Source organism: Caballeronia sp. LZ034LL (assembly GCF_031451215.1).
Lineage (GTDB): Bacteria > Pseudomonadota > Gammaproteobacteria > Burkholderiales > Burkholderiaceae > Caballeronia.
This window is the reverse complement of sequence record NZ_JARUXR010000002.1, coordinates 909,922-936,641: the sequence shown is the minus strand read 5'-3', so window position 1 is coordinate 936,641 and position 26,720 is coordinate 909,922. Positions and strand designations below refer to the sequence as shown.

Sequence of the window (26,720 nt, the reverse complement as noted above, 5' to 3'; positions counted from 1 at the left end):
GTGTCAGAAAGAGCGATAACCGGGAGCGATAACCGCGATCACAGCAATCCGGCGTCGCGCATGCGATACCAGCTCACCACCGCCGCGAGATAGAGCCGCTGCAAGCCGTGGAACGGGATCGGCGAGATGCGGGTCAGCGGGAAGGGCAGGGCGCGCGCATCGCGGGTCAGGGTGTAGCGGGCGAGCGCATCGCCCATCGCGGTTTCCAGCGCGACGCCGCGGCCCATGCAGCCGATATTGATGAGCAAGCCGGGTTCGGGTTCATGCACATGCGGCAGGAAATCGCGCGTGACCGAAACATGGCCGCACCAGCGATGATCGAATGCAATGCCCGCGAGCTGCGGGAACATCTTCACGACGGCGCGTTCGAGATGCGCCCAGTCGTTGTTCGATGCAGGCTGGCGGAACGGCCCGCGTCCGCCCATCAGCAGGCGGCCCGTGTGGTCCTTGCGGAAATACAGCAGCAGGTTGCGCGTGTCCGACGACACCTGTCCGCCCGGCATGACGCTCTCGGCCTGTTGCGCGGTCAGCGGCGCCGTGGAGAGTTGATACGAGTTCGGCGTGATCACCGTGCTCGACAGCTTCGAGGACAGTTCGCGCGTGTAGGCATTGGTGCACACGATGACCGTCCTGGCCGTCACATGCGGCCCCAATGCCGTGTTCACCTTCCACGCATTGCCTTCCCGCTGCCAGCCCGTCACGGGCGTCTGGCCGAAGATGCGCGCGCCCGAGGCCATCGCCACGCGGGCGAGTTCACGCGCATACGTCAGCGGTTGCAGGCCGCCCGCGCGCGGGTCGAGCCAGCCGCCCTTGTACGCCTGCGTGCCGAGCAGGTTGCGCACCTGCGCGGCGTCCAGCAGTTGCGCGCCTTTCAGGCCGCGCCGCTCCCATTGACGCATGCGCGACTCGACCGTATGCAGCGCGGCGTCGTTGTGCGCGCCCTGCACCCAGCCGTGGCGCACGTGCGGCACCGCGAGCTTTTCGGTGTCGATCATCCTGAAGACGTGCTCGGTCGTGGAGCCGGCGAAGGCCGCCACCGCGCGGCCCGCGTCGGGGCCGAAGCGCGCTTCGAGTTCGTCCGGGTCGTACTTGAGGCCCGGAATGATCTGCCCGCCGTTGCGGCCCGAGCCGCCCCAGCCCGGTTCGCGCGCTTCCAGCACGACGACATTCACGCCGTTCTTCGCGAGATGGCAAGCCGTCGACAGGCCCGCATAGCCCGCGCCGACGATCACGACATCCGCCGTGCAGCTTGCGCCGAGCGCGGGCGTGGAGACGGCGGGAACAGCCGTGTGAGCCCACAGCGACGGGGCCAGCGGGAAGAGTTCGCCGGGCGCGGTGGCGCGGAATTGCGCGGCGGGCGTCAGCGTGGAATCAGACATGCTCGATGACTCGCTTCAAAAAGTCCTGGGTTCGCGGATGCTGCGGGTTGCCGAGCACCTCCTTGGCCGCGCCTTGTTCGACGATCGTGCCGCGGTCCAGAAACAGCACGCGGTCCGCGACATCGCGCGCGAAGCCCATTTCGTGCGTGACGACGATCATCGTCATCTGCTCGTCGGCGAGGCTGCGCATCACCGCGAGGACTTCGCCGACGAGTTCGGGGTCGAGCGCGGAGGTCGGTTCGTCGAAGAGAATGGCCTTCGGCTGCATGGCCAGCGCCCGGGCAATTGCCACGCGCTGCTGCTGGCCGCCCGACAGTTGCGCCGGATACGCGTGCTCCTTGGCCGACAGGCCGACGCGCGCCAGCAGGCTGCGGCCGCGTTCCATGGCTTCCTTGCGCGGCTCGCGCCTGACGAAGATCGGCCCTTCGATCACGTTCTCGAGCACCGTCCGGTGCGGAAACAGGTTGAAGCGCTGGAACACCATCGACACGCTCGCGCGCAGCTCGGCGATCGAGCGGTGCGCGGCGTCCACCTTGCGCCCCTCGACGGTGATGGTGCCCGACTGATAGTTCTCCAGCCCGTTGATGCAGCGCAGGATGGTGGACTTGCCCGACCCCGAAGGACCGATGAGGCACACCACTTCGCCCTTCGATACCGTGGCCGACACGCCCTTGATGACTTCGAGCGAACCGTAGCTCTTGTGAATGTCGTGCAGTTCGATCATTTGCGTCCGCTCCCGAGTCTCTTTTCAAGCTGGCCCACGAGCAGGAACAGCGGAATGCACATCACCAGATAGAGCGCGGCGACCAGCGTGAACACCGTCGTGTTCTGGAAGGTGGACGACGCGATCAGCTTGCCTTGCAGCGCGAGTTCGGCCACCGTGATGGTCGATGCCTGTGAGCTGTCCTTCAGCATCATGATCATCGTGTTGCCGTAGGGCGGCAGCGCGATCCGGAAGGCCTGCGGCAGGATCACGCGGCGCATGGTCATCGCGCCGCGCATGCCGATGGAATGCGCCGCCTCGATTTGCCCCTTGTCGATGGCCTGGATACCAGCGCGGAAGTTCTCCGCCTGATACGCCGAATACGCGACGCCCAGACCGATGATCGCCGCCTGCAAGGCCGTGATCGAGATGCCGAAGTCCGGCAGCACGAAATAGATCACGAACAGCTGCACGATGATCGGCACGCCGCGAATGAAGTTGATGACGCCGCGCGCAATCAGGTCGAGCGAGCGCACGCCCGACACCCGCATCAGCGCCCATACCATGCCGAGCACGGTCGAGAGCAGCAGCGAGCCGATCGTGACGACGATCGTCAGCTTGACGCCGCGTAGAAGGATCGGCAGATACTCGGCCGAGTGCTGGAAAAAGTCTTGCATGAATCAGCTTCTCCTGGCCGTTGCCGGCCAGAGCAGGGTTGCTCGAACATCTACGGCGCGCCGGAGCCGGACAGGCCCCGGCCAGATGGAGATCAGAGACCCCACTTCTTCACGACGGCGTCGATCCGGCCATCGGCCTTGACCTTGGCAATGGCGGCGTTGAGCTTCGCGATGCGCTCCGGATGACCCTTCTGCACCGCAATGCCGATCTGCCCCGGCATCACGGGCTTGTAGCTGGTCACGAGACGCGTGTTGTTGAAACCGCCGTGCGAGACCTGGTAGGCGAGGATCGGATAGTCGGCGACGGCGGCATCCACGCGGCCGGTGTTGGTGTCGCGCAGCAGATCCTGGAGCGTTTCATAGACCTTCACTTCGGCGAACAGGCCGGAGTCCTGCATCGCCTTCAAAAACGGCGTGCCGATCTGCGCGCCCACCACCTTGCCCTTCAGGTCCGCGAAGCTCACGTAGTTCTTCGTGTCGGACTTCGGCACGATCAGGCCTTCGCCGTACTGGTAGACGGGGTCGGTGAAATCGACCACTTTCTGGCGGTCCGGCGTGATGAACATCGCGGCGGCGACCGCATCGATCTTGCCGGTGGTGAGCGACGGAATCAGTGCCGACCACGCCAGCGGCACGGTGGTGACGTTATCGCCCGCTTCCTTGCCGACCAGGCTCATGTTGTCCACCATGACGCCGGTGATGGTGTCGGTCTTCGTGTCGAGGAACGTGAACGGCACGCCCGTGGGAGTGGAGCCCACTTTCAGCGTTTCGGCGCCTGCCGTGCCGCTCAGCGTGACCCCCGCTACCATCGCGATACCCGCGAAAAATCCAAGCCAGTTCCTCATTGCGAAGCTCCCCTTTTGAAGTCGTCGTTACCGTGATGTCGCTTGCCGTATCCAGATTTCATGCGGCTTTCGGTATACATTAACCACGTCAAAAAAGCATAACAAGCTTAAATTGCGGGTTTTTGGTGGGTAGTTTCCCGTTTGGACAGATTTTCGGTATGCTGAACCGATGGGTAACGCCGACTGGCGGCCCGAGCGACAGAGAGGAAGAAGATGTCGGACGACGACGTGATTGCCGAAGGCGCGGGCAATGGGCCCTTGCGCGGCAGCGTGTACGGCAGCATCAAGGCCGGGATCCTGGAGATGCGCCTGCTGGCCGGCGCGCCGCTGCAGGAAGTGGAGCTGGCCTCGCACTACGGCGTGAGCCGCACGCCGGTGCGCGAGGCCTTGCGGCAGTTGCTCGACGAAGGCTTCGTCGAGCGCAAGGGGCGTTTCTATCAGGTGAAGGATCTGACGCCCAGCGACGTCCGCGACCTGTACGAGGTGCGCGAGAGTCTGGAAACGACGGCGGTGCGGCTATGCGTCGAGCGCGCCGACGATTCCATCCTCGACCGGCTGCGGGAAACCATCGCGGGGCAGGTGGAGGCGCTGGCGGCAAATGACCGGCAACGCTTCTCGGTATTCGACTCGGCCTTCCATCTGACGCTCGCGGAAGGCGCGGGCAACGGGTTGCTGTTGCAGCAGTTGACGGCCATCCACGAAAAGATCCGCCTGACGCGCGGCCGCGAATACGACGTGCCCAACTGGCTCAAGTATTCGATCGACGAACACTCGCGCGTGCTGAGCGCGCTGGAACGTCGCGATGCCACCATCGGCATCGCGGAGATGACGTATCACATTCGCAGCGTGGTCGATCTGCACTTCGGGACAAGGCGGCGCAAGGATTGAACGCAACTGCCGCGCAGTGCGCGGCAGTGAGTCCATGCCTCAACGCGCTTCCACGCTCACCTGCGGCGCATGCGAACGCGAGCGCACGATCGCCGCCACCAGCAGGGCACCCAGCACGAGTCCGCCCGCCACGACGAACAACGCGGTATCGGTGCGTCCGGTGAGGTCCTTCAGATAACCGATCATGTACGGCGAGACGAAGCCCGCGAGATTGCCGATCGAGTTGATCATTGCGATACCCGCCGCCGCCGTGACGCCGGTCAGGAACGCGGTCGGCAGGCTCCAGAACAGCGCCGGAATCGACAGCACGCCCATGTTGGCGATACACAGTGCAACGAGGCCCAGGACCGGCTGCGTCTGCCACAGCACGCACAGCGAGAAGCCGACCGCCGCCATTGCGAACGCCACGATCAGATGCCACTTGCGTTCGTTGTGCCGGTCCGCGCTGTAGCCGAAGGCCAGCATGCTGACGATGGCGCACACGCCCGGAATCGCCGTCATCACGCCGATCGTGAACGCATCCTTCACGCCCATCTTCTGCACCAGCGTCGGCATCCAGAAGCTGATGGCATACAGCCCCATGTTGTAGACGAAGTAGATGACGACCAGCGCCCAGATGCGCCCGTTGCCGAGCAGCGCGGCGAAACCGTGGCCGAGCTTGTCGCGGTTCTCCGCGGCGAGCAGGCTCGTCAGGTGCGCCTTCTCCGGGTCCGACAGCCACTTCACCCGGCCAATGTCCTCGCTCATGCGGAAGAAGATATAGATGCCGAGCAGCACGGTGGGCAAGCCTTCGACGAGGATCAGCCATTGCCAGCCGCGCAGGCCGCCGAGTCCCGACATGAAGCCGAGAATCGACCCCGACACCAGCCCGCCGATCACCCCCGACGAAGCCAGCGCGATATAGAACACGCCCCAGGCGCGGCCGCGTCGCGCGGACGGATACCACTGGCTCATGTAGTAGATCGCGCCCGGAATGAAGCCCGCTTCGGCGAGCCCGAGCAGGAAACGCATGATGTAGAACTGCGTGGGCGTGCGCACGAAGATCGATGCGCAGGACAGCAATCCCCACGTCACCATGATGCGCGAGATCCAGCGCCGCGCGCCCACCTTGTGCAGGATCACGTTGCTCGGCACTTCAAGCAGGAAATAGCCGACGAAGAAGATGCCCGCGCCGAAGCCATAGACGGCGTCGCTGAAGCTCAGGTCGCTCGCCATTTGCAGCTTGGCGAAGCCCACGTTCACGCGGTTCAGATAAGAAAAGAAAAACCCGAGCATTAAAACCGGAAGGATCCGTATCGATATTTTCCGGAACAGCGCGTTTTCGTCGATGGTCTGCATTGCTTGTCTCGTAATGGTTTTATTGGGTCGAGCCCAGGTCAATCGATGCGGTAAAAGCGTTTCGCCGTGCCGGCGAACAGCTGGCGCAGTTGCGTTTCGTCGGCTTGCGGCACGGCGGCGAGCACATCGGCGACGATCTCCGTCATCGTCGCCGACAGATTGCCCACCGGCAGGTTGCTCGCGAACATCGAGCGGTCATAGCCGAACAGCTCCACGGCTTCGCGGATCACGCGGCGATTGCTCGCGCTGTCCCACGTGCCGTTCGGCAGGCCGAGTTCCGACACCTTCAGGAACACGTTCGGGCAGGCCGCGAGCGCTTCCATCCCCGTGCGCCAGATCGCGATGCCTTCCTCCGAACGGTCGAGCGGCAGGCCCAGGTGATTCGTGACGATCGGCGTGTCGGGAAACGCCCGCGCCACTGCCGCCGCTTCCTCCAGATGCCAGTACGGCACGCGCAAATCCCACGAGAAGCCGTACTTGCCGAGCAGGGCGAGGCCGCGCAGCCAGGCGTCGTCCTGCATCGTGCCGGGGCGGCCTTGCACCGAATCGCGCGGGCCCGCCGAGATCTCCGGCTTCGAGCGCACGCCGCGCATCAGCGGGCTTTTTGCGTGGCCCGCGAGAATCGCATCGCAATCGGGCTGCACGAAAAACACATGGCCGACGATCCCACTCGGCAGCCCCGTTTTGACGTTCAGTTGCGTGAGCCAATCGGTTTCGCGCACCTGTTCCTTACGCGAGCGTTCCGCTTCCACGTGCACGGTGCCGATCACGTCGAAGCCCGCCGTCGCGCGGCGATATTGCTCGGGCAGGAAGTCGCTGCACATCTGGCGGTAATCGCCGAGGAAGAAGCTGTCGTCGTATTCGTCGGTGAGCCACGGGAACGTGCCGTCCGACAGATCCCAGAAATGATGATGCGCGTCGAAGATCGGCAATGTGAAGCCGAGCGCGTTGTCGGTCCGGGTGGTCATGCGGAAGTCCTTTGAGTGATCAGGAAGCCAGTCCGAGCGGGCGATACACACGCTCGGCCGTGTCATGGAAAAACGCCCGCTGCTGCGCCTGCGGCCACGCGCGCACGAGTTGCCTGAAGCCGTTCAGCAGGCCGTCGAGCGTGATGAACATGCCATCGACCGGAAAGTTGCTGCCGAACATGAGCCGCTCCGCGCCGAACAGCGCGTGCAGCGTATCGATGACCGGCTGGTTCGCCGCCACGCTCCACGGCTGGCCGCGCTCGCACAAGCCCGACACCTTCACGGCGACGTTCGGCAGCGCGGCGAGCCCAACCATCGCGTCGCCCCAGCCGCGCAGCGTGTCCGCCGAGCGGTCGCCCGGCACGCCCGAGTGATTCACGATCAGCAGCGTTTCGGGAAAGTCGCGGGCGAGGCGCGCGGCCTCGTGCATCTGGGTCCACGGCGCCTGCAATTCAAAATGCAATCCGTGTTGCGCGAGTTGCGCATAGCCGCGCCGCCAGCGTGCGTCGGACATCAGCGTACGGCCGGCGTCATCCGGCGCGCCGGGCTTGTGGCGCACGCTGCGCACGCGCTCGAACGCGGCCTGCGCGGCGAGCAGGGTTTCGGTGTCGTCGCGATCGAGCCACGCCTGCGCGGCGATCGCATTGGGCCGTCCGCTCGATGCCGCCAGTTGCGACACATAGCGCGTCTCGCCGAGCGGATCGGCCGGGTCCCATTCCGCTTCGACATACACGCTGCCGACCACGTCGTGACCGGCGGCATCGCGCAGATAGTCGGCCGGCAGATAGGTGCGCTTGATCGCCGAATAGTCGCCATAGCGGTGCGGCACCAGCGTGTCGCCCGCGAGCCACGGATAGTGATTCGCTTCGAGATCCCAGAAGTGCTGATGGGCGTCGATGATCGGGCCGTCGTAGAGCGTCGTCATGCGCGCTCTCCGGCTTTGCCGCCGCCGAAGTCAATCAGCAGCGAGCCGACCAGATACGCGAACGCCGCGGCGGCGAAGAACAGGATGACGGCGTTGAAGCCGCCGGTGGCATCGACGAGCACGCCGACGACGATCGGCACCACGATGGCGCCGCCCGTGCCCGCAAAGTTCATCACGCCGCCGACGAGGCCGACCTGTTCGCGCGGCGCGAGCATTGCGGGAATCAGCCAGTAGAGGCCGCCCCACAGATGGAAGAACACGCCGAGCGACAGCAGCGCGACCGCATAGCGGATATCCGACACGAACGGCAGCGCGAGCAGACAGACGAGCGACATGCCGCCCGACAGACCGAACAGAATCCGGAACGCCACCTTGCGCGAGAAGCGCTTTTGCAGCCAGTCGGCGGTCACGCCCGACAGCACTTCGCCGATGGCGCCTGCCAGGAAGATCAGGAAGGTGGCGAAGCCCATGCTGCGGATATCGAGACCGCGTCCGGCGGAGAGGTAATTCGGTCCCCAGGTCACGAGGCCGAAGAACACCATCGCCCAGCCGATCCGGCCGACCACCATCGCCGCGATCGTGCCGCGCGAGAGCGGCGCCTTCTTCGCGCGGGGCGCTTCGCCGGCGGCGAGTTTCTGCGCGCGGATATAGGCGGCTTCGCTTTCATCGAGTCCGGGATGCTGCTCCGGCGTCTCGCGCAGCAGCCGATACACCACCAGGCCGAACACGATGGTCAGCCCGCCGACGATCAGGAACGCCGTGCGCCACGAGCCCGTGAACGCGAGCAGCGCGCTGATGGCCAGCCCGCCGATGGCCGAGCCGAGCGGCGCGCCGCTGTCGATCAGCGTGACGCCGCGCGCGCGTTCCGCGGGCGGCAGCCATGCAGCCGTGAGTTTGGTCGCGGCCGGCATGTACGGCGCTTCGAACACGCCGAGGCCGATGCGCGACAGCAGCAGCGTCACGCCGTTCACCGCGAAGGCTGCGAGACACTGAAAGCCGCCCCACAGCACCGCCGCAATGCCGATCATGCGACGTCCGCCGAAGCGGTCGGCGGCCCAGCCGGCGGGAATCTGGAACGTGCTGTAGGTCCAGAAGAACGCCGACAGGATCAGCCCCTGCATGGTCGCCGCCAGATGGAACTCGTGCACGATGGTCGGCATCGCGATGGACAGCGACATCCGGTCGACGCAATTGATCGTGTACAGCACGAACAGCAGCAGCACCATGCGCCAGCGCGTGGTGGACGCGAGCGAACGGATCGATCCGGACGAAGCCGCGACGGGACTTTCGGTTTGCATGTCTCTTCTCTCTATTTCTGATTCGAGTGCACCAACGCTCAGTGCGCCGAGTTGCGCTGCCAGGCCGCGTAGAGCGCGGAGCCGTCGAGATCCAGCGCGGCGAGCGGCACCTGTTCGCCCTTCCCGACATCGGCGAGCAGGCGCTTGTTGGCCGCCAGATAGAACGGCGCGGCGCCGCCGGCCTTGGCCGTATCGACGAGCAGCGGCGTCGCGCCCTCGATGGTGTGGTGATGGCCGCCCATCGCCAGCGTCTCGCCGGCCTTGAAGTCGCGTTCCACGCGCGCCACCATGCGCGCGTGCGGGCGTTGCGCGGCGCTGCCCGTCGGCTGGCCGAGCAGCACGGCGGAGAAGACGCTCATCGGGGTTTCGAGGCCCATCAGGTGATAGGGCAGGTAGATGCACGCGTAACGTCCGTTCTTGCCGACCACGTGGCCCTTCTGCTTCAGCAATTGCCAGGTTTCGTCGTCCTTGCAGCGCACGATGACGAACACGCCGCCGCCGAAGCTGACATCGTCCGGACGGCGCAGGCAGTTGAAGACATCGACCACGCCGGTGCGCTCCAGGATGCCGCCGTCTTCCTTCGGCACGAAGATGTCCGCCAGTTCGCTGATGCGCGCGAGCGGATAGTTCAGCGCGTCGGCGGCGGGCAGCAGGCCGGTGGAATTCGCGACCACGTTCAGCTCGCAATAGTCGGGCGTCGCGCTCTGCGGCAGCATCGCAAGCGCCTGGCTGCGTGCGGCGAGCGTCGCGGCGATGTCGTCGCCGAGCGTCCAGCACGCATCCAGCGACACCCCGTGACGCTGCTCCAGATAGTCGACGCTGTGCGCGGCCGGATCGTAGATGTAGTCGTATTCGCTCGACTTGCCTGCCGCCACGACCTCGAAGCCGAGCACCCGCGCCCATGTGACGAGGCCGATCAGGTTGCTCGGCTGGTCGCCGTCGGGCGTCGTGTAGACCACCTTGTTCTCCAGCGCCAGCTGGTTCAGATACGGTCCGACGACCGAATCGGTTTCCTTGGTCGCCATCGCGACGTGCACCCCGCGCCGCAACGCGTTCTCCGCGATCTGCACGCTCACTTCGGGATGGCCGGTCGCCTCGACGACGATGTCGAGTTCCACGCCGTCGAGCAGCCGGTAATCGGCGACGAGCGCCATGCGGCTTGCGGCGCGCGCGGTGCGGACATCGGCGGCGTCGTTGCAGACGGCGACCGCGCCGGCGTCGTAGCCGAGCGAGGCGAGGGTGGCGAGCGTGCCGTCCACGTCCAGGTCGCACAGCGCGGCGATCTCGATGCCCGGCAGCACGCGGCATTGCACCAGCAGCGAGCGGCCAAAGCCGCCCTTCGGCCCGACGAGCGCCATGCGGATCGTGCGGCTGCCGAGCGACTGGAAGAGATGTTCGTAATTCATGTGTGTTCGTCCTTGGGCGAGCGGGAAGTGTGCTGTGCCGCACATTCCGGCGGATGACGGCCTGAAGCGGCGGCCGGTTTCCGGTTGAGCGGTCTGCCTTGCGATCTGGCGCGGTATACCAATGAGCGGGCGTGGCGGCCTGATGGAGACCTTCTGTCGAGGCACCCTGAAATCGGGCGGAAAGCCATATCAGATAAGGCTTTCAGAGGTCTCCGGGCGTGGCTTCATCCCTGTTTCATTCTTGTTCGCGATAGCGCTTCATCCGCTTTTGCATGATGAAACGGTCGGTTTGGTATACCAAAATTTATCCGGAGGTCACGGTCCGGTCAAGTGCGGGATAACACCATGGAAGACAAAAGGCCTGCGCGGCTGTCGTCGCCCATCCCGCGCTGGTAAAGTGGCATACCGAAAGCGCCGACGATGCGTTTCGGCCAAGAAGGATCGCCCCCATGATGGATTCCGAAGACGACACCGAAGCTTCAGATAACGGCGAAGCGCCCGACGAACTGCTGTCGATGCAGATCGCGCAGCGTCTGCGCACGCTCATCGCCACCGACGAACTCAAGCCCGGCGAGCGCCTGCGCGAGCGCACGCTGGCCGAGCGGCTCGACGTATCGCGCACGCCGCTGCGCGAGGCGCTGAAGGAGCTGGCGAGCGATGGATTAGTGGTCGTGCTGCCGAAACGCGGCGCGATCGTGGCGGATCTCGGCGCGGCGGAAATCGCCGAGAAGCTGGATGTGTTGGGGGTGATCGAGGCGTTCGGCGGCGAGGCGGCCTGCCGGATGGCGAGCGGCGAGGAGATCGCCGAAATCCGCGCGCTGCATCACGAGATGCATGCGGCATACGAGCGGCGCGACCGGATGAACTACTTCCGGCTCAATCAGGCGATCCATACGAGCATCATCGCGGCCGCGAAAAACGCGACGCTCAAGGAGGTGCACGAGCGCCTGAACCGGCAGCTGTATCGCTACCGGTTTCAGGGCAGCGTGACGTCGGAGACGTGGCATACCGCCATCGACGAGCACGAGGTCATCATTCGCCTGCTGACGGCCCGCGATGGCGCGAAGCTCGGCGAGTTCCTGCGCCGGCATGTGCACAGCACGTGGGAGCAGCTGTCGCCGCACGATACGGAGCCGGCCCCCGCCGCGGAACACGAGGCGCAGTAATCGGCTCCTGCGTGCTGTCGTTCTGTCGTGCGTCAGACGACTTCGTTCAGCGCCTTCTCGAAGCGGGCCACGGCGCCCGCCACATCATGCAGCTTGTCGAGGCCGAACAGGCCGATGCGGAAGGTCTTGAAATCCGCCGGCTCGTCGCACTGGAGCGGCACGCCCGCCGCGATCTGCACGCCCGCGTCGGCGAACTTCTTGCCGGAACGAATGCCGTCGTCGTCCGTGTAGCAGACCACGACGCCCGGCGCTTCGAAATCCTTCGCCGCCACGCTCCTGAAACCCTTGTCGGCCAGCACGGCCCGGATGCGCCGGCCCAGTTCCAGCTGTTCGGCCTTCACCTTGTCGAAGCCGTAGGCCTCGGTTTCCTTGATGACGTCGCGCAGGATCGCGAGGCTGTCGGTGGGCATCGTGGCGTGATACGCGAAGCCGTTGTTCTCGTAGGCTTCCATGATCTGCAGCCACTTGCGGAGATCGCAGGCGAAGCTGGTGCTGGTCGTCCCGTCGATACGCTCGCGAGCCAGCGCGCTCAGCATGACCAGCCCGCAGCACGGCGACGCGCTCCAGCCTTTCTGCGGCGCGCTGATGAGCACGTCGACGCCGCTTGCCTGCATGTCCACCCAGACCGTGCCCGAGGCGATGCAGTCCAGCACGAACATGCCGCCCACTTCGTGCACCGCGTCCGCGACGGCGCGCAGATAGTCATCGGGCAGGATGATCCCGGCGGCGGTTTCCACGTGCGGCGCGAAGACCAGATCCGGCTTGTGTTCGCGGATCGCCGCGACCACTTCTTCGATGGGCGCGGGTGCGTAGGCGGCCTGCCTTCCGGCTTCAACCGGACGCGCTTTCAGCACCACGGATTCGGACGGAATGCCGCCCATGTCGAAGATCTGCGTCCAGCGGAAGCTGAACCAGCCGTTGCGGATGACGAGACATTTCTGGTTCGTGGCGAACTGCCGGGCCACGGCTTCCATGCCGAACGTGCCGCTGCCGGGAACGATCGCGACGGCATGCGCGTTATAGACTTTCTTCAGACCGGCGGAGAGATCGCGCATGACGCCCTGGAACAGCTGCGACATGTGGTTGATCGACCGGTCGGTGTAGACGACCGAATATTCGAGGAGCCCCTCGCGGTCGACATCAGGGAGTAACGCTGGCACGCTCGCCTCCTGCACTTGGGGAAAAGGGGTGAAGAACGATTCTAACGAAAGCCGCCCGATGACGCGTCGCGCGCTCCGTGTCGCTCCTTGCCGTTCAGCGCCGTCCACTCGACTTCGACAGCGCCTCGCGAAAGGTTTCGACCAGCCGGTTGTCCTCGCCCGCGCGCGTGAGCATGACGAGCTTGGTCCGCAGATCGAGATCGGCGACGGGAATGAAGCGCACGTCGCGCCGGTTGTTCTTCGAAGTCGAACGGCCGACGAGCGTCGCGCCCAGTCCCGCACCCACCAGTGCGAGCGCCGTATGAATCTCGATGGCTTCGTGGGCCACGCGCGGCGCGCCGCCCGCGCGCTTGAGCGCGGTCAGCAACTGCTGGCCGAACGGACTGCGCTCATCCTTGGGATAGTGGATGAACGGCAGGCGGGACAGCTCCGCCGCCGTCACCGAGCGCTGTTTCGCCAGCGGATCGCCGGCCGGCACTGCCGCGACGAACGGTTCGTCGAGCACCAAGGCGCAGTCGAGATCCAGACTCGGTTCCAGCGGCCCGATGAAGCGCGAGATGCCGACATCGATACGCCCCTGACGCAAGCGCTCGGGCTGGTATTCGGACAGCGCCTCGACCAGATCGAGATGCACGTCCGGGCAGCTCTGGCGAAAGCGCCGCACCGCAGCCGGCAGCACTGAGTACGAGACCGAGCGCACGAAACCGATACCCAGCCAGCCGCGCTGCCCCGATGCAATGCCGCGCGCTTCGTCGTCGAGCCTGCCGGCGTGGGACAGCAATTCCTTCGCACGCGGATAAAAGTATTTGCCGAGCGAGGTGAGTTCCATCGGGCGGCGCGAGCGGTCGAACAGTTCGCCGCCGAGATGCGCTTCGAGTTGCGCAAGCTGCATGCTGATGGCCGTCGGCGCGACGTGGAGCGCGTCCGCGGCGCTCGTCGCGCTGCCGGCTTCGACCACCGCGCAGAAGTACCGGACCTGACGTAGATTCATTTTTATTGAGCCTAAGCTCAGAAATCGATGTTTGATAGCGGAGAAACTTTATCTAAAACTGTCGCTGGCATCAAACTTCCGAACTTCCAATCAAGCGACATGAGCAGTCAAGAGACATCCGCCGATCTCATCGCGGCGCTGCGCGCACTCGGCAGCGCCACCGTCTACGAAGCCCAGGGCGCCCATGGCGCGCTCGACAGCGGCATCAAGCCCATTCATCCGTCGATGTGCATGGCCGGCCCGGCCGTGACCGTCGATACCCGTCCCGGCGACAACCTCATGCTGCATTACGCGATGCTGAAGGTGAAACCCGGCGACGTGCTCGTGGTCGACGCCAAGGGTTTTCTCGAAGCGGGTCCGTGGGGCGACGTGTTCACCGAACTCGCGCTGCAAAAGGGCCTCGCGGGACTCGTGATCCACGGTGCGGTGCGCGACGCGCGCAGCATCATCGACATGGGGTTTCCGGTGTTCAGCCGTGGCTTGAGCATCAAGGGCACGGGCAAGAACCAGCCGGGCCGCGTGAACGTGCCGGTGTGCATCGGCGATGTGGCGATTCAGCCGGGCGATATCGTCGTGGGCGACATCGATGGCGTGGTCATCGTGCCGAAGCATGACGTCGAACGCGTGGTGCAGGTCAGCCGCGCGCGCGAGGAGAAGGAGAGCGTGTTCCGGCAACGGATCCGCGAGGGCGCGAGCACCGTCGAACTGCTGGGATTGCAGGACACGCTGGAGCGGCTCGGCCTGGATTGAGTTCAAGCGCGCCTGTTTGTAGATGAACCCGACAAGAACCGCATAAAAGCCGCCAGTATGGAGCGAGACAACATGAAAGAATCAACCGGAATGCCCGCGATGAACACCGTGGCCGCCACCGCACGTCCGACGCGTTATCGCTGGGTCGTCGCCACGCTGTTCTTCCTGATCTACACGGTAGCCGCCGCCGATCGCGCGAACCTCGGCATCGCGTTGCCCTTCCTGCGGCGCGAGTTCGCGATGAGCAACGCGGAAGCCGGCGCGCTCGTCAGCGTGTTCCTCATTGCCTATGCGTGCGCGCAGTTGCCTTCGGCGTGGATCGTGTCGCGTTTCGGCGTGCGCCGCACGCTGCCCATCTCGATGATCCTCACGTCAGTCGCCACCGCGCTCACCGGCGTGGTGGGCTCGCTGTTCGCGCTCAAGATGTGCCGGCTCGCGCTCGGTTTCGCGGAAGGCCCGTTGCCGCTCGGCATTGCCGCGACGATCAACCGCTGGTTCCCGGCGAAGGAGAAGGGCACGGCATCCGGCCTGTTTCTTTCAGCGGTGAAGTTCGGCCCGGTCATCACGCCGATCATCGGCGCGGCGGTCATCTCGTTGTGGGGCTGGCAGGCCATCTTCATCGTGTTCGCGGTGCCGGGCGTGCTGTTCTCGCTGGTGTGGTGGCTCATGGTGGCCGACCGTCCGTCCGACAGCCGCGCGGTCAATCAGGCCGAACGCGATCTGATCGATACGGCCAAACCCGGCACGCCGTCCGCGACGCAGATCGAACGCACCCGCGCGATGCCCTTACTCGACCGCCTGACACGCGTGCGCAGCGAGAAGCCGCTGGAGACGAGCCGCGCCGTGGCCACCTCGTGGAACATCTACGGCTGTGCGCTGGGCTACTGCTGCCAGCTCGGCATTTCGAGCGTGCTGCTCGCGTGGATCCCCACCTATCTGCTCAACGTGAAGCACTTCAGCGTCGCAGGGATGGGCTTCGTGGCCGCCGCGCCGTGGGTGGGCGCAGTGTTCGGCAACATCGCGGGCGGGCTGCTCTCGGACCGCGCGCTCGGCAAGCGGCGCAAGCCCGGCATGATGTTCTCCGCCATCGCGACCGCCGTCATGATGGTTGCGCTCATCAAGTCGCCGGCATCGCCCGTCGTGTACGGCTTCCTGATCTTCATGACCGGCGTCACGCTGAGCATCGGCTTTTCGGCGTACATGGTGTATCCGACTTCGTTCGTATCGCGGGAGAAGTTTCCGTTGGCGAATGCTATCGTCAACATGGGCGGACAACTCGGCGGCGCGGCGACGCCGTTCATCGCGGGCCTGCTGCTCGATCACTTCGGCTGGAACTACGTGTTCGGCTTCATGTCGGCGATTTCGGCGCTAACCTTCATCATCCTGCTGACGATCTCGGAACCGCTCGACGTCGAGCCCGCGCGTCAAACTCGATGAAAGGCATCGCCAATTGATTGGACTGACTGTCATGCCGCGCCTAACATGTGCCGGACATCAGAAATCGATATCGCGTTGAACCGCTCACGGCATGCAAGCACGCAAACCATCACGAAGACTCAAGCCCATCCTCAGCCTCGATGACTTCGAGCCCGCCGCCCAGCGCTTCCTGCCGCGGCCGGTGTTCGGCTATATCGCCGGGGCGGCGGAAACCAACGCATCGCTCGCACAGAACCGCCTGAGCTTTCAGGACTATGACTTCGTGCCGAACGTGCTCGTCGATGTATCGAAGCGCTCATCGCAGGTCGAGCTCTTCGGCGTCCGGTATGCATCGCCATTCGGCATTGCGCCGTTCGGGCTGGCTGCGTTGTCCGCGTACCGGGGCGATATCGTGCTCGCGCGCGCGGCGCAGCAAGCGAATGTGCCGATGATCATGAGCGGGTCGTCGCTGATCCGTCTGGAAGACGTCGCAAGCGTGGCGCAAGGAACCTGGTTGCAGGCCTATCTGCCGGGACAGACCGCGCAGATCACGCAACTGATCGACCGCGTGCGCGCGGCGGGCTTCGGGACCCTCGTCATCACGGTGGATACGCCCGTGGCGGCCAATCGCGAGAACAACATCCGCACCGGTTTCTCGACGCCCTTGCGGCCCACCTTGCGTCTCGCGTGGGATGGCGTGACGCATCCCGCGTGGCTGCTGGGCACCTTCCTGAAGACGGTGCTGAAGCACGGCATGCCGCACTTCGAGAACAACTACGCCAAGCGCGGCGCGCCCATTCTGTCGCCGAGCGTGTTGCGCGACTTCTCCGATCGCGGACATTTCACGTGGGATCACCTCGCGATGATCCGGCAGATGTGGAAGGGGCCGCTGGTGGTGAAGGGCATCCTCAACCGGCACGATGCCGCGAAGGCCTGCCAGACCGGCGCGGACGGCATCATCGTGTCCAATCATGGCGGACGGCAACTCGACGGCAGCGTGGCGCCGTTGCGTGTGCTGCCGGGCATCGTGGACGCGTGCCGGGACGTGCCGGTGATGATCGACAGCGGCGTGCGGCGTGGCACCGATGTGCTGAAGTGCCTCGCGCTCGGCGCGAAGCTGGCCTTCGTGGGGCGGCCCTTCGCGTATGCGTCGGCGATTGCGGGCGAGGCGGGCGTGCAGCATGGCATCCGGTTGCTCGCCGATGAAGTGTCGCGCGACATGGGCATGCTCGGCATCACGTCGCTCGATCAGCTGGATGCCTCGTTCCTGATGCAGAAGTCGTTCACGATGCCCGTGTCCGTGCCCGGGCGGCATCCGACTGATCAGGCGGCAGCGCGCTGAACGGTTCGTTGTCGGCCGAGATGCAGGGTCACCACGCTCAGGATGACGAGCACGAACGCCGTCAACTCGAGCCAGCCGAAGCGTTCGCCGACCGCCCAGCCGATCACCAGCGCAACCGCCGGCGCGAGATAGGTCGCGGCGGACGAAGCAACGGCGCCGAAGCGCTCCAGCAGGTAGTAGTAGAGGAAGAACGACACGCCGGTCCCCAGCACGCCGCCTCCGATCACGAGCGCCACCGCGGCGAATGGATCGTTGAGCAGATGGCTCACGCCGTTGAAATCCGTCACGGCTGCGAGCACGAGTACGGCGATGCCCATCTGCCAGGTCGCGAGTGCGAGCGGCGGCAGGCCCAGCGGCGTCAGGAAGACGCGCACATAGACGTAGGAGAGTCCGAGCACCATCGAACTCGTCAGGAGCCACAGCACGCCCGTCAGGTCGATCGCTCCACCGGCGCCTTCCCAGGGCCGCGCGATCAGCGTGATGCCGAGGAAGCCCAGCAGCACGCCGAAGGTCATCGTGCTGTTGAGCTTCTCGCTTCTGAGGAACAGCGCGGAGAAGATCGCGGTGAACAGCGTGGCGGCGTTCGCCAGCATCGCCGCCATGCCGGAGGGAACCAGCGCCGTGCCGCGCGTGATCGCGACATAGTAGAACGCCGTGGCGAGCACGCCCATCACGCAGAAGTGATGCAGATGACGCAACTGGCGCCGCTCGATGACCTTCGTGCGCCACGCGACGAACGCCAGCGGCAGAAAGCCGAACAGCACGCGCACGAAGGCAATCTGCATCGGCGTGATGGATGACGCAGCCCACTTCATGTAGATGAAGTTGGAGCCCCAGAACAGACCCAGCAAGACAAACGCAAGCCGCGCCATTCTCATGATGGCTGGTTCGCTGAAGCCGTCATTGCTGGAGCCATTCCTTGAGCTTCTCCGGATGCGCGTCGACGAACTTCTTCGCGGCGGCATTCCAGTCGTTCGATGCATTGCCGTCGAGTTCGATCTGTTCGACCTCGGCCAGCGTCAGCTTGTAATGCTTGATGAAGGTGTAGGCGCGCGGATACTTCGTCGCGAACTGTTTCGAACCGAAGCCGCGAATCTGTTCGTCGCCGCCCAGCACGCCCTTGGGATCCTTCAGATAGCGCATCTTGTACTTCTGCCATAACCAGTGCGGGCTCCATACCGTCGCGACGATCCAGTTCTTCGCCGGATAAGCACGCGAGATTGCCGTGAGCATGCCGGCCTCGCTGGCGCGAATCAGGTTATAGCCCGCGAGATCGTATTCCTTGAGCGCCTTCTCCGACGCCACCATCTCGCCCGCACCCGGTTCGATGCCCTGGATCGTGCTGTTCAGCTTGGTCTTGACTTCCGGCTTGTTCAAATCGGCGATGGAGGCCACTTCGCTTTCGGGCACATAGTCGGGCACCGCCCAGCCGATCTTCGCGCCCGTGTAGATCACGCCGAGATCGTCCATCTCGTCCTTGAAGCGCGCGTAATAGGCCGCGTGCGTCACGGGGAGCCACGCGCCCAGCATCAGGTCGACGTCGCCGCGCGCCACGCCCTGAAACTGAATGCCCAGATCGGCGACGATCAACGTTACCGGCTGATTCAGCTTGGTTTCGAGCACGTACTTGGCGGTATAGGTCACCGCCTGGGTGTCGGCCCAGTTGGCCAGTGAGATCTTGAGCGGATCGGCGGCGCTGGCGGTCAGTGCGAATGCGGCGGTGGAGACCGCGATGCCAGCCTGGAGAACGAAACGTACGAGCGTGGACTTCTTCATGTGAGGCTCCCGGAGTTCTTGCCGCGACGAAGAAACTGCATCGATCTGCTGATTGATGGAATACCCTGATTAGTGCTTCAAAAACGCTTGGCAACGCAATGGGGCTTGAGTATTCGAGTGCATTAAAGGGCTGTCAACGTGATTTGAAGTTGTGACGCCATTACTTCAGGTTATGCGAAACGCGCTGGAGGACGCTTCAGCCCTCGAAGTTTCTGCGCGCATAGAAGCGCTGCATTTCGTGTTCTTGTGGACGGACGCCGGTGAATACTTCGACGAATGCAGGGATGCGTTTCATGCGCGTCTCGAACGATTCCTCCGCCCGCATCGCGGCATAGCCCACTTGCGTGAGATACGTGGTGCGGGCGCGCACGTCGGCGACGTCGGCGTCATAGCCGAAGCGCACGAAGGTCGCGGTCAGGACGTCGATGCGCAGCGCATCGTCTTTCTGAATGAGCCGTGTGATCTCGGGCGATTGCTGCGCCCAGTTGCGGATGGCGGCTTCAAAGCGGGTGTCGAACAAGGAGTCGTCGAACCAGCAGTCGAAGATGTTCAGCATCGCCTCGCAGATGCTGTCCGCATAGGCCTCGTTGCGCGTGACCCAGTTGCCCGTGTTCTTCTCTTCCCAGCGCGCGACCAGCGCGTTCAGCAATTCGTCGCGGTCGCGGAAGAACCAGTAGAAGCTCGTGCGCGCGAGATTCAGCTTCTTGGCCAGCGGCAGGATGCGCACGGCTTCCACTCCGCCTTCCAGCAGGCTTTCGTAGGCGCAATCGAGCCACATGTCGGCCGAGCCGCGCACGGTATCGACGGTCTGATCCATGGCATTCCCTTTCATTCTTGCTTGCGTGCGATACCCGTAATGTACACCACTGTCGTTTCACTTTAAACCAGTGTACATGCGACCTAATATGAGCGCACGAAACCTCTTTCGAATCCCCCAATCGTCCCCCACGAGGCGCTCATGTCCACGGACCCGCTGCTCCAGCCGTACACGCTCAAACACCTCACGTTTCGCAATCGCATCATGACGACGTCGCACGAGCCCGCGTATGCCGAGGACGGCATGCCGAAGGAGCGGTATCGCGCGTATCACGTCGAGCGGGCTCGCGCGGGCATCGCGCTGACGATGACGGCGGGTTCCGCGGCGGTGTCGAAGGACAGTCCGCCCGTGTTCAACAACATCCTCGCGTACCGGGATGAAGTGGTGCCGTGGATGAAGGATCTCGTCGACGAATGCCACGAGCACGGCGCGAAGGTGATGATCCAGCTCACGCATCTGGGCCGGCGCACGCGCTGGGACAAGGGCGACTGGCTGCCGGCGGTGTCGCCTTCGCATCAGCGCGAGCCTTCGCATCGCGCGTTTCCGAAGAAGCTGGAAGAGTGGGACATCGAGCGCATCGTGAAGGATTTCGCCGATGCCGCCGAACGCATGAAGGCCGCGGGTCTCGATGGCCTGGAGATCGAGTCGTACGGGCATCTGATGGACCAGTTCTGGTCGCCGTTGACGAACACGCTCGAGGGTCCGTACGGCGGGTCGCTCGATCACCGCCTGCGCTTCACCTTCGACGTGATGCGCGCGATGCGTGAACGGGTCGGCGAACGCTTTCTGCTTGGCATTCGTTATACCGCCGACGAAATGATGGCGGGCGGCATCACGAAGGAAGAGGGCGTCGAGATTTCGAAACGGCTGAAGAACAGCGGGCTGGTCGATTTTCTCAACATCGTGCGCGGTCATATCGATACCGATGCCGGCCTCACCGATGTCATCCCGATCATGGGCATGCGCAGTGCGCCGCAACTGGACTTCGCGGGCGAGATTCGCCAGGCGACCGACTTTCCGACGTTCCATGGCGCACGCATCCAGGACGTGGCGACGGCGCGCTTCGCGATCGAGTCGGGCAGGATCGACATGGTCGGCATGACGCGCGCGCACATGACCGATCCGCATATTGTGCGCAAGATCATCGAGAAGCGGGAAGACGATATCCGGCCTTGCGTCGGCGCGAACTACTGCCTGGATCGCATCTATCAGGGCGGCATGGCGTTATGCATTCATAATGCCGCGACCGGGCGCGAGCTGGAGATGCCCCACCGGATCGCACCGGCGCAGACGAAGCGCAGGATCGTGATCGTCGGCGCGGGGCCGGCGGGACTCGAAGCGGCGCGCGTGGCGGGCGAGCGTGGACACGACGTGACCGTGCTCGAAGCCATGAACGATCCGGGCGGGCAGATTCGCCTGACCGCGCAGAACGTGCGCCGCAAGGAGATGATGGGCATCGTCGACTGGCGCATGACGCAGTGCGAGAAGCTCGGCGTGCGTTTTGCATTCAATACGTGGGCGGATACGGAGACGGTGCTGTCGTACAGTCCCGATGTGGTGATCGTCGCGACGGGCGGCATGCCGCATACCGAAGTCTGCAGCACGGGCAACGAGCATGTCGTGTCGTCGTGGGACATCATTTCGGGCGACGTGAAGCCGGGCGCCAATGTCCTCGTCTTCGACGATGCCGGCGATCATGCTGCGCTCCAGGCGGCGGAAACCATTGCGCAGGCCGGCGGCAAGGTCGAGGTGATGACGCCCGACCGCTCCTTCTCGCCGGAAGTCATGAGCATGAATCTGGTGCCCTACATGCGCGCGTTGCAGAAGCTCGCGGCGACCTTTACCGTGACCTTCCGGCTCGAGGCCGTGCGCCGCGAAGGCAAGGAACTGGTGGCGACCATCGGCAGCGACTATGGCGGCGTGACGAAGGAACAGCGCTATGACCAGATCGTCGTCAATCACGGCACCATTCCGATGGACGAGCTGTACTTCGAGCTGAAGCCTTTGTCGCGCAATCTCGGCGCGGTCGATTACGAGGACCTGATCGACGGCAAGGCGCAGGTTGTCGAGCGCAATCCCGAAGGACGCTTCCAGCTTTTCCGCATCGGCGATGCGGTCTCCGCGCGCAACACGCATGCGGCGATCTACGACGCGCTGCGGCTGATGAAGGACATCTGAATGGGCCCACGGCGATGACGGCGCGTTTCGATGTCAGCGACAGCCTGTCCGGTGCGCTCTCGCTGAAAGCGATCAAGGCCTTTCTCGCGGCCGCGAAATGCAGAAGCTTCACGGCGGCCGCGGACGTGCTGTGCGTGACGCCCGCGGCCATCAGCAAGCAGGTGAGGGAACTCGAAGACTATCTGGGCACGACGCTCTTCGTGCGGACGGGCAGGGCGGTCACGCTCACTTCCGACGGCGAGATGTTCAAGGATGCCGCCCAGCTTTCACTCATCAACATTCATCAGGCGGCCGAGCGCCTGCGCAGGAAGATCTCCGCGCGAGAGACGCTCATCGTGTGCTGTTCGCCGGCGTTCTCTGCGCTGTGGCTGCATAGGCGCTTGCCGGAGTTCATCCAGGCGCATCCGGACATCGAACTCACGGTGCTGGCGACGCAGAACTTCATCGCGATGGAAGCGGGCGTGCAGCCGGACGTCTACATCGCGAAGCTCGCGAGCATGCGCGACGGCTACGATACCGAGCACCTCTTCGACGACGAGGTGTATCCCGTCTGCACGCCGCAGTACTTGCAGTGCCATGGCCCGATCGATACGCCGGAAGCGCTGCTGGGCATGTCGCTGCTGGATATCAGCGCCTATGGCCGGTCGCAGATTTCCGAGCATATCGACTGGAAGGTCTGGCTGGCGCTGCATGACGTCGACACGGTCTGGCGCGCCGACATTCCGCGTCAGCTTTTCACCAGCAACGATTACCCCGCGATCGTGCAGATGGCGCTGGCGCATCAGGGCATCGTGCTTGGCTGGCATCACCTGGTCGGACATCTGGTTGCAAGCGGCGACCTCGTGCGTCCGCTGCCGCACAAGACGGTGATGAAGAATCGCGGCCATTATCTTTCCGTGCGCCGCGACAAGACCGATGCCGTCGTATGCAGAAAGTTCTGCGAGTGGCTCAGGCCGCAGCTTGCGCTTTTGGCAAACACCAACGATGCCGCTTCAACCAAAAGTTGAAGCAAGGCCGGAGAAAACGTCGTTTGGGTTGCGCCGCGAACTCGCATAGATTGCCTCATGCGCCGCGCCTGTCGTGCGGCATGAACGAGGACAACATCGATGGGCTTCAAGCGAACCCTGCACGCGGTGGAGACGCATTCGGGCATACCGATGCGCGTGGTCACAGGCGGACTTCCCCACATTCCCGGCGACACGGTCCGGGCCAAGATGCACTGGCTGGCCGCGAACGACGATGGCTTGCGCAAGCTGCTGCTGCGCGAACCGCGAGGCTATCCGGCGCATTGCTGCAACATCGTCGTGCCGCCGTGTCATCCGGAGGCGGACGCGGGCTTCATCATCCTCGAACAGGTCGAGTATCCGATGATGTCCGGCGGCAACACCATCTCCGTCGTCACGGTGCTGCTGGAAATGGGCATGCTGCCGATGCGCGAGCCGGTCACCGAGCTCACGCTGGAAGCGCCCGCAGGACTGATCCGGGTCGTCGCCGAATGCGAGCGCGGCAAGGTCAAACGAGTGACCTTCAGGAACGTGCCGGCGTTCGCCGCGCATCTGGACGCCGTCATCGACGTGCCGGATCTGGGGAAGGTGCGCGTGGATGTCGGCTGGGGCGGCATGTTCTATGTCATCGCGGATGTGCGGCAGTTCAAGGGGCTCGAACTCAAGCCGGAACATGGCAAGGAGATTGCGCGGGTGTCGGCGATGATCCGGCAGGCGGCCATCGAGCAATTGCCGGTCGCACATCCGGATTATCCGGGCGTGGGCATCACCATCTCGCAGCTTTCGGGTCCGTCGGATGATCCACGCGCGGACTGGAAGAACGCCGTCACCATGCCGACCGGTCCGCTCTCCTGGGACGATCCCTCGACCTGGACCGGCGCGATCGACCGTTGTCCTTGCGGCACCGGCACCTGCGCGAAGATGGCCGTGCTGCACGCGAAGGGCGAGTTGCCGTTGCATCAGGACTTCCGGCACCAGGGCATCCTGGGCACCGTGTTTACAGGACGGCTGGTCGAGCAGGCGCGCATCGGCGGGTACGAGGCGGTCATTCCGACGCTGTCGGGCACCAGCTGGATTCACGGCATCAACACCATCGTGCTGGATCACGATGATCCCTTCCCCGAGGGCTATATCGTCGGCGATATCTGGCCGCACCAACAGGAACATTGAAGATGCAGATCGTGACGGCGCAGCAGATCAGGTCAGTGCTGGACTGGGCCGGCGTGCTCGACGCATTGCGCGAAGGACATGCGGGGGCGCGGCCGATCGGGGACAGCTATTTCGTCGGCGATGCCGGGTTTGGTCTGTTCAGCCGGGGCGTGATCCTGCCAGGCAAGGGCGCGGGGTTCAAGGTTGCGTCGCTCTGTCCGGCCAATCAGTTCGCCAGTCCGCCGCGGCCCACCGAGCAGTCCGCCTTCCTGGTGGTGGACGAGCACAGCAGGAACATCGTCGCGATGCTGGACGGTCCGGAGATCACGCGCTGGAAGACCGCCGCCGATTCCGCGCTGGCCGCCACGAAGTTGAGCCGGGAAGACAGCGAGGTGCTGCTCGTGCTGGGTGCGGGGCCGGTTGCGCTCGCCTTGGCGGAGGCTTATCTGCACATTCGGCCGTCGCTGCGCGAGGTGCTGCTGTGGAATCGCACGTTGTCGAAGCTGGATGAGATGCGTGTGGCGCTGGAGCGCAGAGACGTTCGGGTGCGCGTAGTCGAGGATCTGGATGACGCCGTTGCTCGCGCCGATATCGTGACGGCAGCCACCGGCGCAGCCACACCCGTGATTCGGGGAAAGCTCGTTCGTCCGGGCACGCATGTGGATCTGGTGGGCGGCTATCGCCCGGACATGCAGGAAGCCGATTGCGATGCGCTCAAGGGTGCGCGCATCTTCGTCGACGATCGCGAGAATGCGAGCGTTTCAGGCGACATCCTGATTCCGATGCAGGCGCAGGTCATTCAAGCGCAGCAGATCGAGGCCGATCTGTTCGAGCTGTGTCAGGACACGGGTTTTCATCGCGGCGCCGGTGACCGCACGGTCTATAAAAACGCCGGCGGCGCGTATCTCGATCTGCTCGTCAGCCAGTATGTCGTGGAGCGATTGAAGTCGTCCTGAGCGCGGCTGCGCGTTGCCGCATCTCGCAAGAGCACGCTACCGCCGCTCCAGCCAGCGCGTGAAGCGCGAGATCGGATAGCAGTAGGCAAAGAACACCACCAGCGTCGCGACATACGTGAGCACCGTGAAGCTCGATCGCGCGACCGTGCTGCTGGCGATCTGCGCGGTATCGATCAGATCGTGAATCCCGACCAGCGACGACAACGCCGTGCCCATCGTGATGATCGCGTAGACGTTCGTCCACGGCGGCAGCATGCGGCGCACGCATTGCGGCAGGATGATATGCACGAGCACCTGGCGCCGCGTGAAGGCCAGCGATTGCGCGGCTTCCCACTGCGCGGTCGGTGTCGAGGCGATCGCGCCGCGAAAGATCTCCGCGATGTTCGCGCTCGCCGGCAGCGCCAGCGCGAACGTTACCTTGAGCCAGTCCGGGAACGGCAGCGTCGTGCCGAACACCGTGAATTCGAACGGAAACACATAGGTCGTGAAATAGATCAGCACGAGCCAAGGCGCGTTGCGAAAGGCCTGGATCAGCCCGCGCGCGATGCGTCCCGCAAGCGAACCCGACAACGCGATGGCGCCCGCCAGCACGCCGCCGATCGTGCCGAGCGCCACCGCGCCCAGGCTGATGAGGATGTTGAGCGAGAAGCCGTGCGCGAGGGCGGGCGCCCACTGGACCAGTTGCCCGAGCGTGTCGATGCGCGACCCGGCTTCGGGCGCGATCGCCCATAACAGCGCGCCGAACGCCAGCACGCCGAGGATCGCTGCCGTGCCCGACGCGAAGCCGGTCAGCGGACGCGTCCCGCCGCGCGAGACAGGCCGTGCCGAAGGAGAAACGAGTGCGTCATGCGCCATAGCCGGGGATCCACAAACGGCGTTCCAGCCAGCGGCCCGCGCGGCTCACGAGCCACGTCAGCGCGCCGTAGAACAGAAGAATCAGCACCATGAGCGCAAGCACGTTGTCGCGTTGCGTCCAGATCATGATCGATTGATAGGTGATGTCGCCGACCGCGATCGCCGACGCCAGTGCCGATGCCTTCACCAGTTCCACCGCGTTGTTGACGAGTGTGGGCAGCGCGGTGCGCAGCGCGAGCGGCAGTTCGATGCGCCAGAAGCGCTCGGTGCGGTCCAGCCCGAGCGACAGTGCGCCTTCGATGGTCTGCGCCGGCACGGCATCGAATCCGGCGCGCAGCGCTTCCGCATGGAACGCGCCCTTGTGCAGCGACAGCACCAGCACGATCCAGAAGAACGGCTTGAAGGGATTGTCGACATGATGCATCTGCAACCATTGCGTGATGAGCATGTTGACGACGAGAAACGCGCAATACAGCTGCACCAGCGTCGGCGTGGCGCGCGTCAGTTCGATGAACGCGCGCGCCGCGTTCGCGAGCCACGCGCGCCGGCCGCGCACCGCGAGCAGCAGCGCGAGTCCCGCGATGGCGCTGCCGATCATCGTCGCAACGATGATCCCGATGCTCACGCCGATGCCTTGCAGGAACGGATCGCGTTCATAGGCATCGAGCAGGAAGCGAAAGTCGAAGCCGCCGCGCGCGGCCCAGTCGAGAACCGGATGTAACGATGCGCTCAT

The 26,720-nt window shown here is 64.6% G+C and carries 25 protein-coding genes; 9 read left to right on the top strand and 16 right to left on the bottom strand.

The window, feature by feature from the left end:
• Window positions 1-38: 38 nt before the first annotated feature.
• The 4 genes from QCE83_RS18750 to QCE83_RS18735 all read right to left on the bottom strand — a co-directional run bounded on the left by QCE83_RS18750 (window position 39) and on the right by QCE83_RS18735 (window position 3,604).
• Window positions 39-1,379, bottom strand: a complete 1,341-nt coding sequence (locus QCE83_RS18750; RefSeq protein ID WP_309814053.1) for an FAD-binding oxidoreductase — start codon at window positions 1,377-1,379, stop codon at window positions 39-41.
• Window positions 1,372-2,103: an amino acid ABC transporter ATP-binding protein gene (locus QCE83_RS18745; protein WP_309814050.1), complete on the bottom strand. Its 732-nt coding sequence runs from the start codon at window positions 2,101-2,103 to the stop codon at window positions 1,372-1,374. The genes QCE83_RS18750 and QCE83_RS18745 overlap by 8 nt, the downstream gene beginning before the upstream one ends.
• Window positions 2,100-2,759, bottom strand: a complete 660-nt coding sequence (locus tag QCE83_RS18740; RefSeq protein ID WP_309814048.1) for an amino acid ABC transporter permease — start codon at window positions 2,757-2,759, stop codon at window positions 2,100-2,102. Before QCE83_RS18740 ends, QCE83_RS18745 begins: the two co-directional genes overlap by 4 nt.
• Window positions 2,760-2,851: 92 nt before the next feature.
• Window positions 2,852-3,604, bottom strand: a complete 753-nt coding sequence (locus QCE83_RS18735) for an ABC transporter substrate-binding protein (RefSeq protein WP_309814046.1) — start codon at window positions 3,602-3,604, stop codon at window positions 2,852-2,854.
• Window positions 3,605-3,817: 213 nt separating this feature from the next.
• Between QCE83_RS18735 and QCE83_RS18730 the strand changes: the two genes are divergently transcribed.
• Window positions 3,818-4,492: a GntR family transcriptional regulator gene (locus tag QCE83_RS18730; protein WP_309814045.1), complete on the top strand. Its 675-nt coding sequence runs from the start codon at window positions 3,818-3,820 to the stop codon at window positions 4,490-4,492.
• Between the two features lie 39 nt (window positions 4,493-4,531).
• Here the strand turns inward: QCE83_RS18730 and QCE83_RS18725 are convergent, their stop codons facing one another.
• From QCE83_RS18725 to QCE83_RS18705, 5 genes are read right to left on the bottom strand one after another with little or no spacing between them, the layout of a single operon-like run.
• A complete protein-coding gene (locus QCE83_RS18725; protein WP_309814042.1) occupies window positions 4,532-5,830 on the bottom strand; it encodes an MFS transporter in 1,299 nt (432 codons plus the stop codon).
• A gap of 38 nt (window positions 5,831-5,868) precedes the next feature.
• A complete protein-coding gene (locus tag QCE83_RS18720) occupies window positions 5,869-6,798 on the bottom strand; it encodes an amidohydrolase family protein (RefSeq protein ID WP_309814040.1) in 930 nt (309 codons plus the stop codon).
• A gap of 19 nt (window positions 6,799-6,817) precedes the next feature.
• Window positions 6,818-7,723: an amidohydrolase family protein gene (locus QCE83_RS18715; protein WP_309814037.1), complete on the bottom strand. Its 906-nt coding sequence runs from the start codon at window positions 7,721-7,723 to the stop codon at window positions 6,818-6,820.
• Window positions 7,720-9,021, bottom strand: a complete 1,302-nt coding sequence (locus tag QCE83_RS18710) for an MFS transporter (RefSeq protein WP_309814034.1) — start codon at window positions 9,019-9,021, stop codon at window positions 7,720-7,722. The genes QCE83_RS18715 and QCE83_RS18710 overlap by 4 nt, the downstream gene beginning before the upstream one ends.
• Window positions 9,022-9,059: 38 nt before the next feature.
• Window positions 9,060-10,427 (bottom strand): homoserine dehydrogenase, encoded by a 1,368-nt coding sequence (locus QCE83_RS18705; protein ID WP_309814032.1) that lies wholly within the window; start codon window positions 10,425-10,427, stop codon window positions 9,060-9,062.
• A gap of 449 nt (window positions 10,428-10,876) precedes the next feature.
• On the opposite strand from QCE83_RS18705, the gene QCE83_RS18700 reads away from it, so the two are divergent.
• A complete protein-coding gene (locus tag QCE83_RS18700) occupies window positions 10,877-11,593 on the top strand; it encodes a GntR family transcriptional regulator (RefSeq protein ID WP_309814030.1) in 717 nt (238 codons plus the stop codon).
• Window positions 11,594-11,625: 32 nt separating this feature from the next.
• Here QCE83_RS18700 and QCE83_RS18695 read toward each other — a convergent pair whose 3' ends face one another.
• Both QCE83_RS18695 and QCE83_RS18690 read right to left on the bottom strand, forming a co-directional pair.
• Complete coding sequence (locus tag QCE83_RS18695; protein ID WP_309814026.1) at window positions 11,626-12,753, bottom strand: aminotransferase class V-fold PLP-dependent enzyme; 1,128 nt, start codon at window positions 12,751-12,753, stop codon at window positions 11,626-11,628.
• 94 nt (window positions 12,754-12,847) lie between these two features.
• Window positions 12,848-13,744, bottom strand: a complete 897-nt coding sequence (locus QCE83_RS18690; protein ID WP_309814021.1) for a LysR family transcriptional regulator — start codon at window positions 13,742-13,744, stop codon at window positions 12,848-12,850.
• Window positions 13,745-13,843: 99 nt separating this feature from the next.
• On the opposite strand from QCE83_RS18690, the gene QCE83_RS18685 reads away from it, so the two are divergent.
• From QCE83_RS18685 to QCE83_RS18675, 3 genes are all read left to right on the top strand, one after another.
• Complete coding sequence (locus QCE83_RS18685) at window positions 13,844-14,494, top strand: 4-carboxy-4-hydroxy-2-oxoadipate aldolase/oxaloacetate decarboxylase (RefSeq protein WP_309814018.1); 651 nt, start codon at window positions 13,844-13,846, stop codon at window positions 14,492-14,494.
• A 72-nt stretch (window positions 14,495-14,566) separates the two neighbouring features.
• Window positions 14,567-15,931, top strand: a complete 1,365-nt coding sequence (locus QCE83_RS18680; protein ID WP_309814015.1) for an MFS transporter — start codon at window positions 14,567-14,569, stop codon at window positions 15,929-15,931.
• Window positions 15,932-16,022: 91 nt separating this feature from the next.
• Window positions 16,023-17,252, top strand: coding sequence for an alpha-hydroxy acid oxidase (locus QCE83_RS18675; RefSeq protein ID WP_309814012.1), 1,230 nt, complete (start codon window positions 16,023-16,025; stop codon window positions 17,250-17,252).
• Here the strand turns inward: QCE83_RS18675 and QCE83_RS18670 are convergent.
• The 3 genes from QCE83_RS18670 to QCE83_RS18660 all read right to left on the bottom strand — a co-directional run bounded on the left by QCE83_RS18670 (window position 17,234) and on the right by QCE83_RS18660 (window position 19,845).
• Entirely contained in the window at window positions 17,234-18,130 is an 897-nt protein-coding gene (locus tag QCE83_RS18670) for a DMT family transporter (RefSeq protein WP_309814009.1), read from the bottom strand. The two genes, QCE83_RS18675 and QCE83_RS18670, sit on opposite strands and share 19 nt — an antisense overlap.
• Before the next feature lie 22 nt (window positions 18,131-18,152).
• On the bottom strand, window positions 18,153-19,028 hold the full coding sequence (locus QCE83_RS18665) for a glycine betaine ABC transporter substrate-binding protein (RefSeq protein ID WP_309814007.1): 876 nt from the start codon (window positions 19,026-19,028) through the stop codon (window positions 18,153-18,155).
• 196 nt (window positions 19,029-19,224) lie between these two features.
• Complete coding sequence (locus QCE83_RS18660) at window positions 19,225-19,845, bottom strand: TetR/AcrR family transcriptional regulator (protein ID WP_309814004.1); 621 nt, start codon at window positions 19,843-19,845, stop codon at window positions 19,225-19,227.
• 141 nt (window positions 19,846-19,986) lie between these two features.
• Between QCE83_RS18660 and QCE83_RS18655 the strand changes: the two genes are divergently transcribed.
• The 4 genes from QCE83_RS18655 (at window position 19,987) to QCE83_RS18640 (ending at window position 25,132) form a co-directional block, all read left to right on the top strand.
• Window positions 19,987-22,023: an NADH:flavin oxidoreductase gene (locus tag QCE83_RS18655; RefSeq protein ID WP_309813999.1), complete on the top strand. Its 2,037-nt coding sequence runs from the start codon at window positions 19,987-19,989 to the stop codon at window positions 22,021-22,023.
• 14 nt (window positions 22,024-22,037) lie between these two features.
• Entirely contained in the window at window positions 22,038-23,030 is a 993-nt protein-coding gene (locus tag QCE83_RS18650; RefSeq protein WP_309813996.1) for a LysR substrate-binding domain-containing protein, read from the top strand.
• Between the two features lie 99 nt (window positions 23,031-23,129).
• The gene (locus tag QCE83_RS18645) at window positions 23,130-24,197 is read left to right on the top strand and encodes a proline racemase family protein (RefSeq protein WP_309813993.1); all 1,068 of its coding nucleotides are present in this window, start codon (window positions 23,130-23,132) and stop codon (window positions 24,195-24,197) included.
• A gap of 2 nt (window positions 24,198-24,199) precedes the next feature.
• Window positions 24,200-25,132 carry an ornithine cyclodeaminase gene (locus tag QCE83_RS18640; protein ID WP_309813990.1) on the top strand — a complete coding sequence of 311 codons (933 nt, stop codon included), beginning with the start codon at window positions 24,200-24,202 and terminating at the stop codon, window positions 25,130-25,132.
• 36 nt (window positions 25,133-25,168) lie between these two features.
• Here the strand turns inward: QCE83_RS18640 and QCE83_RS18635 are convergent, their stop codons facing one another.
• Window positions 25,169-25,987 (bottom strand): amino acid ABC transporter permease, encoded by an 819-nt coding sequence (locus QCE83_RS18635; protein WP_309813988.1) that lies wholly within the window; start codon window positions 25,985-25,987, stop codon window positions 25,169-25,171.
• The gene (locus QCE83_RS18630; protein WP_309813986.1) at window positions 25,977-26,720 is read right to left on the bottom strand and encodes an amino acid ABC transporter permease; all 744 of its coding nucleotides are present in this window, start codon (window positions 26,718-26,720) and stop codon (window positions 25,977-25,979) included. Before QCE83_RS18630 ends, QCE83_RS18635 begins: the two co-directional genes overlap by 11 nt.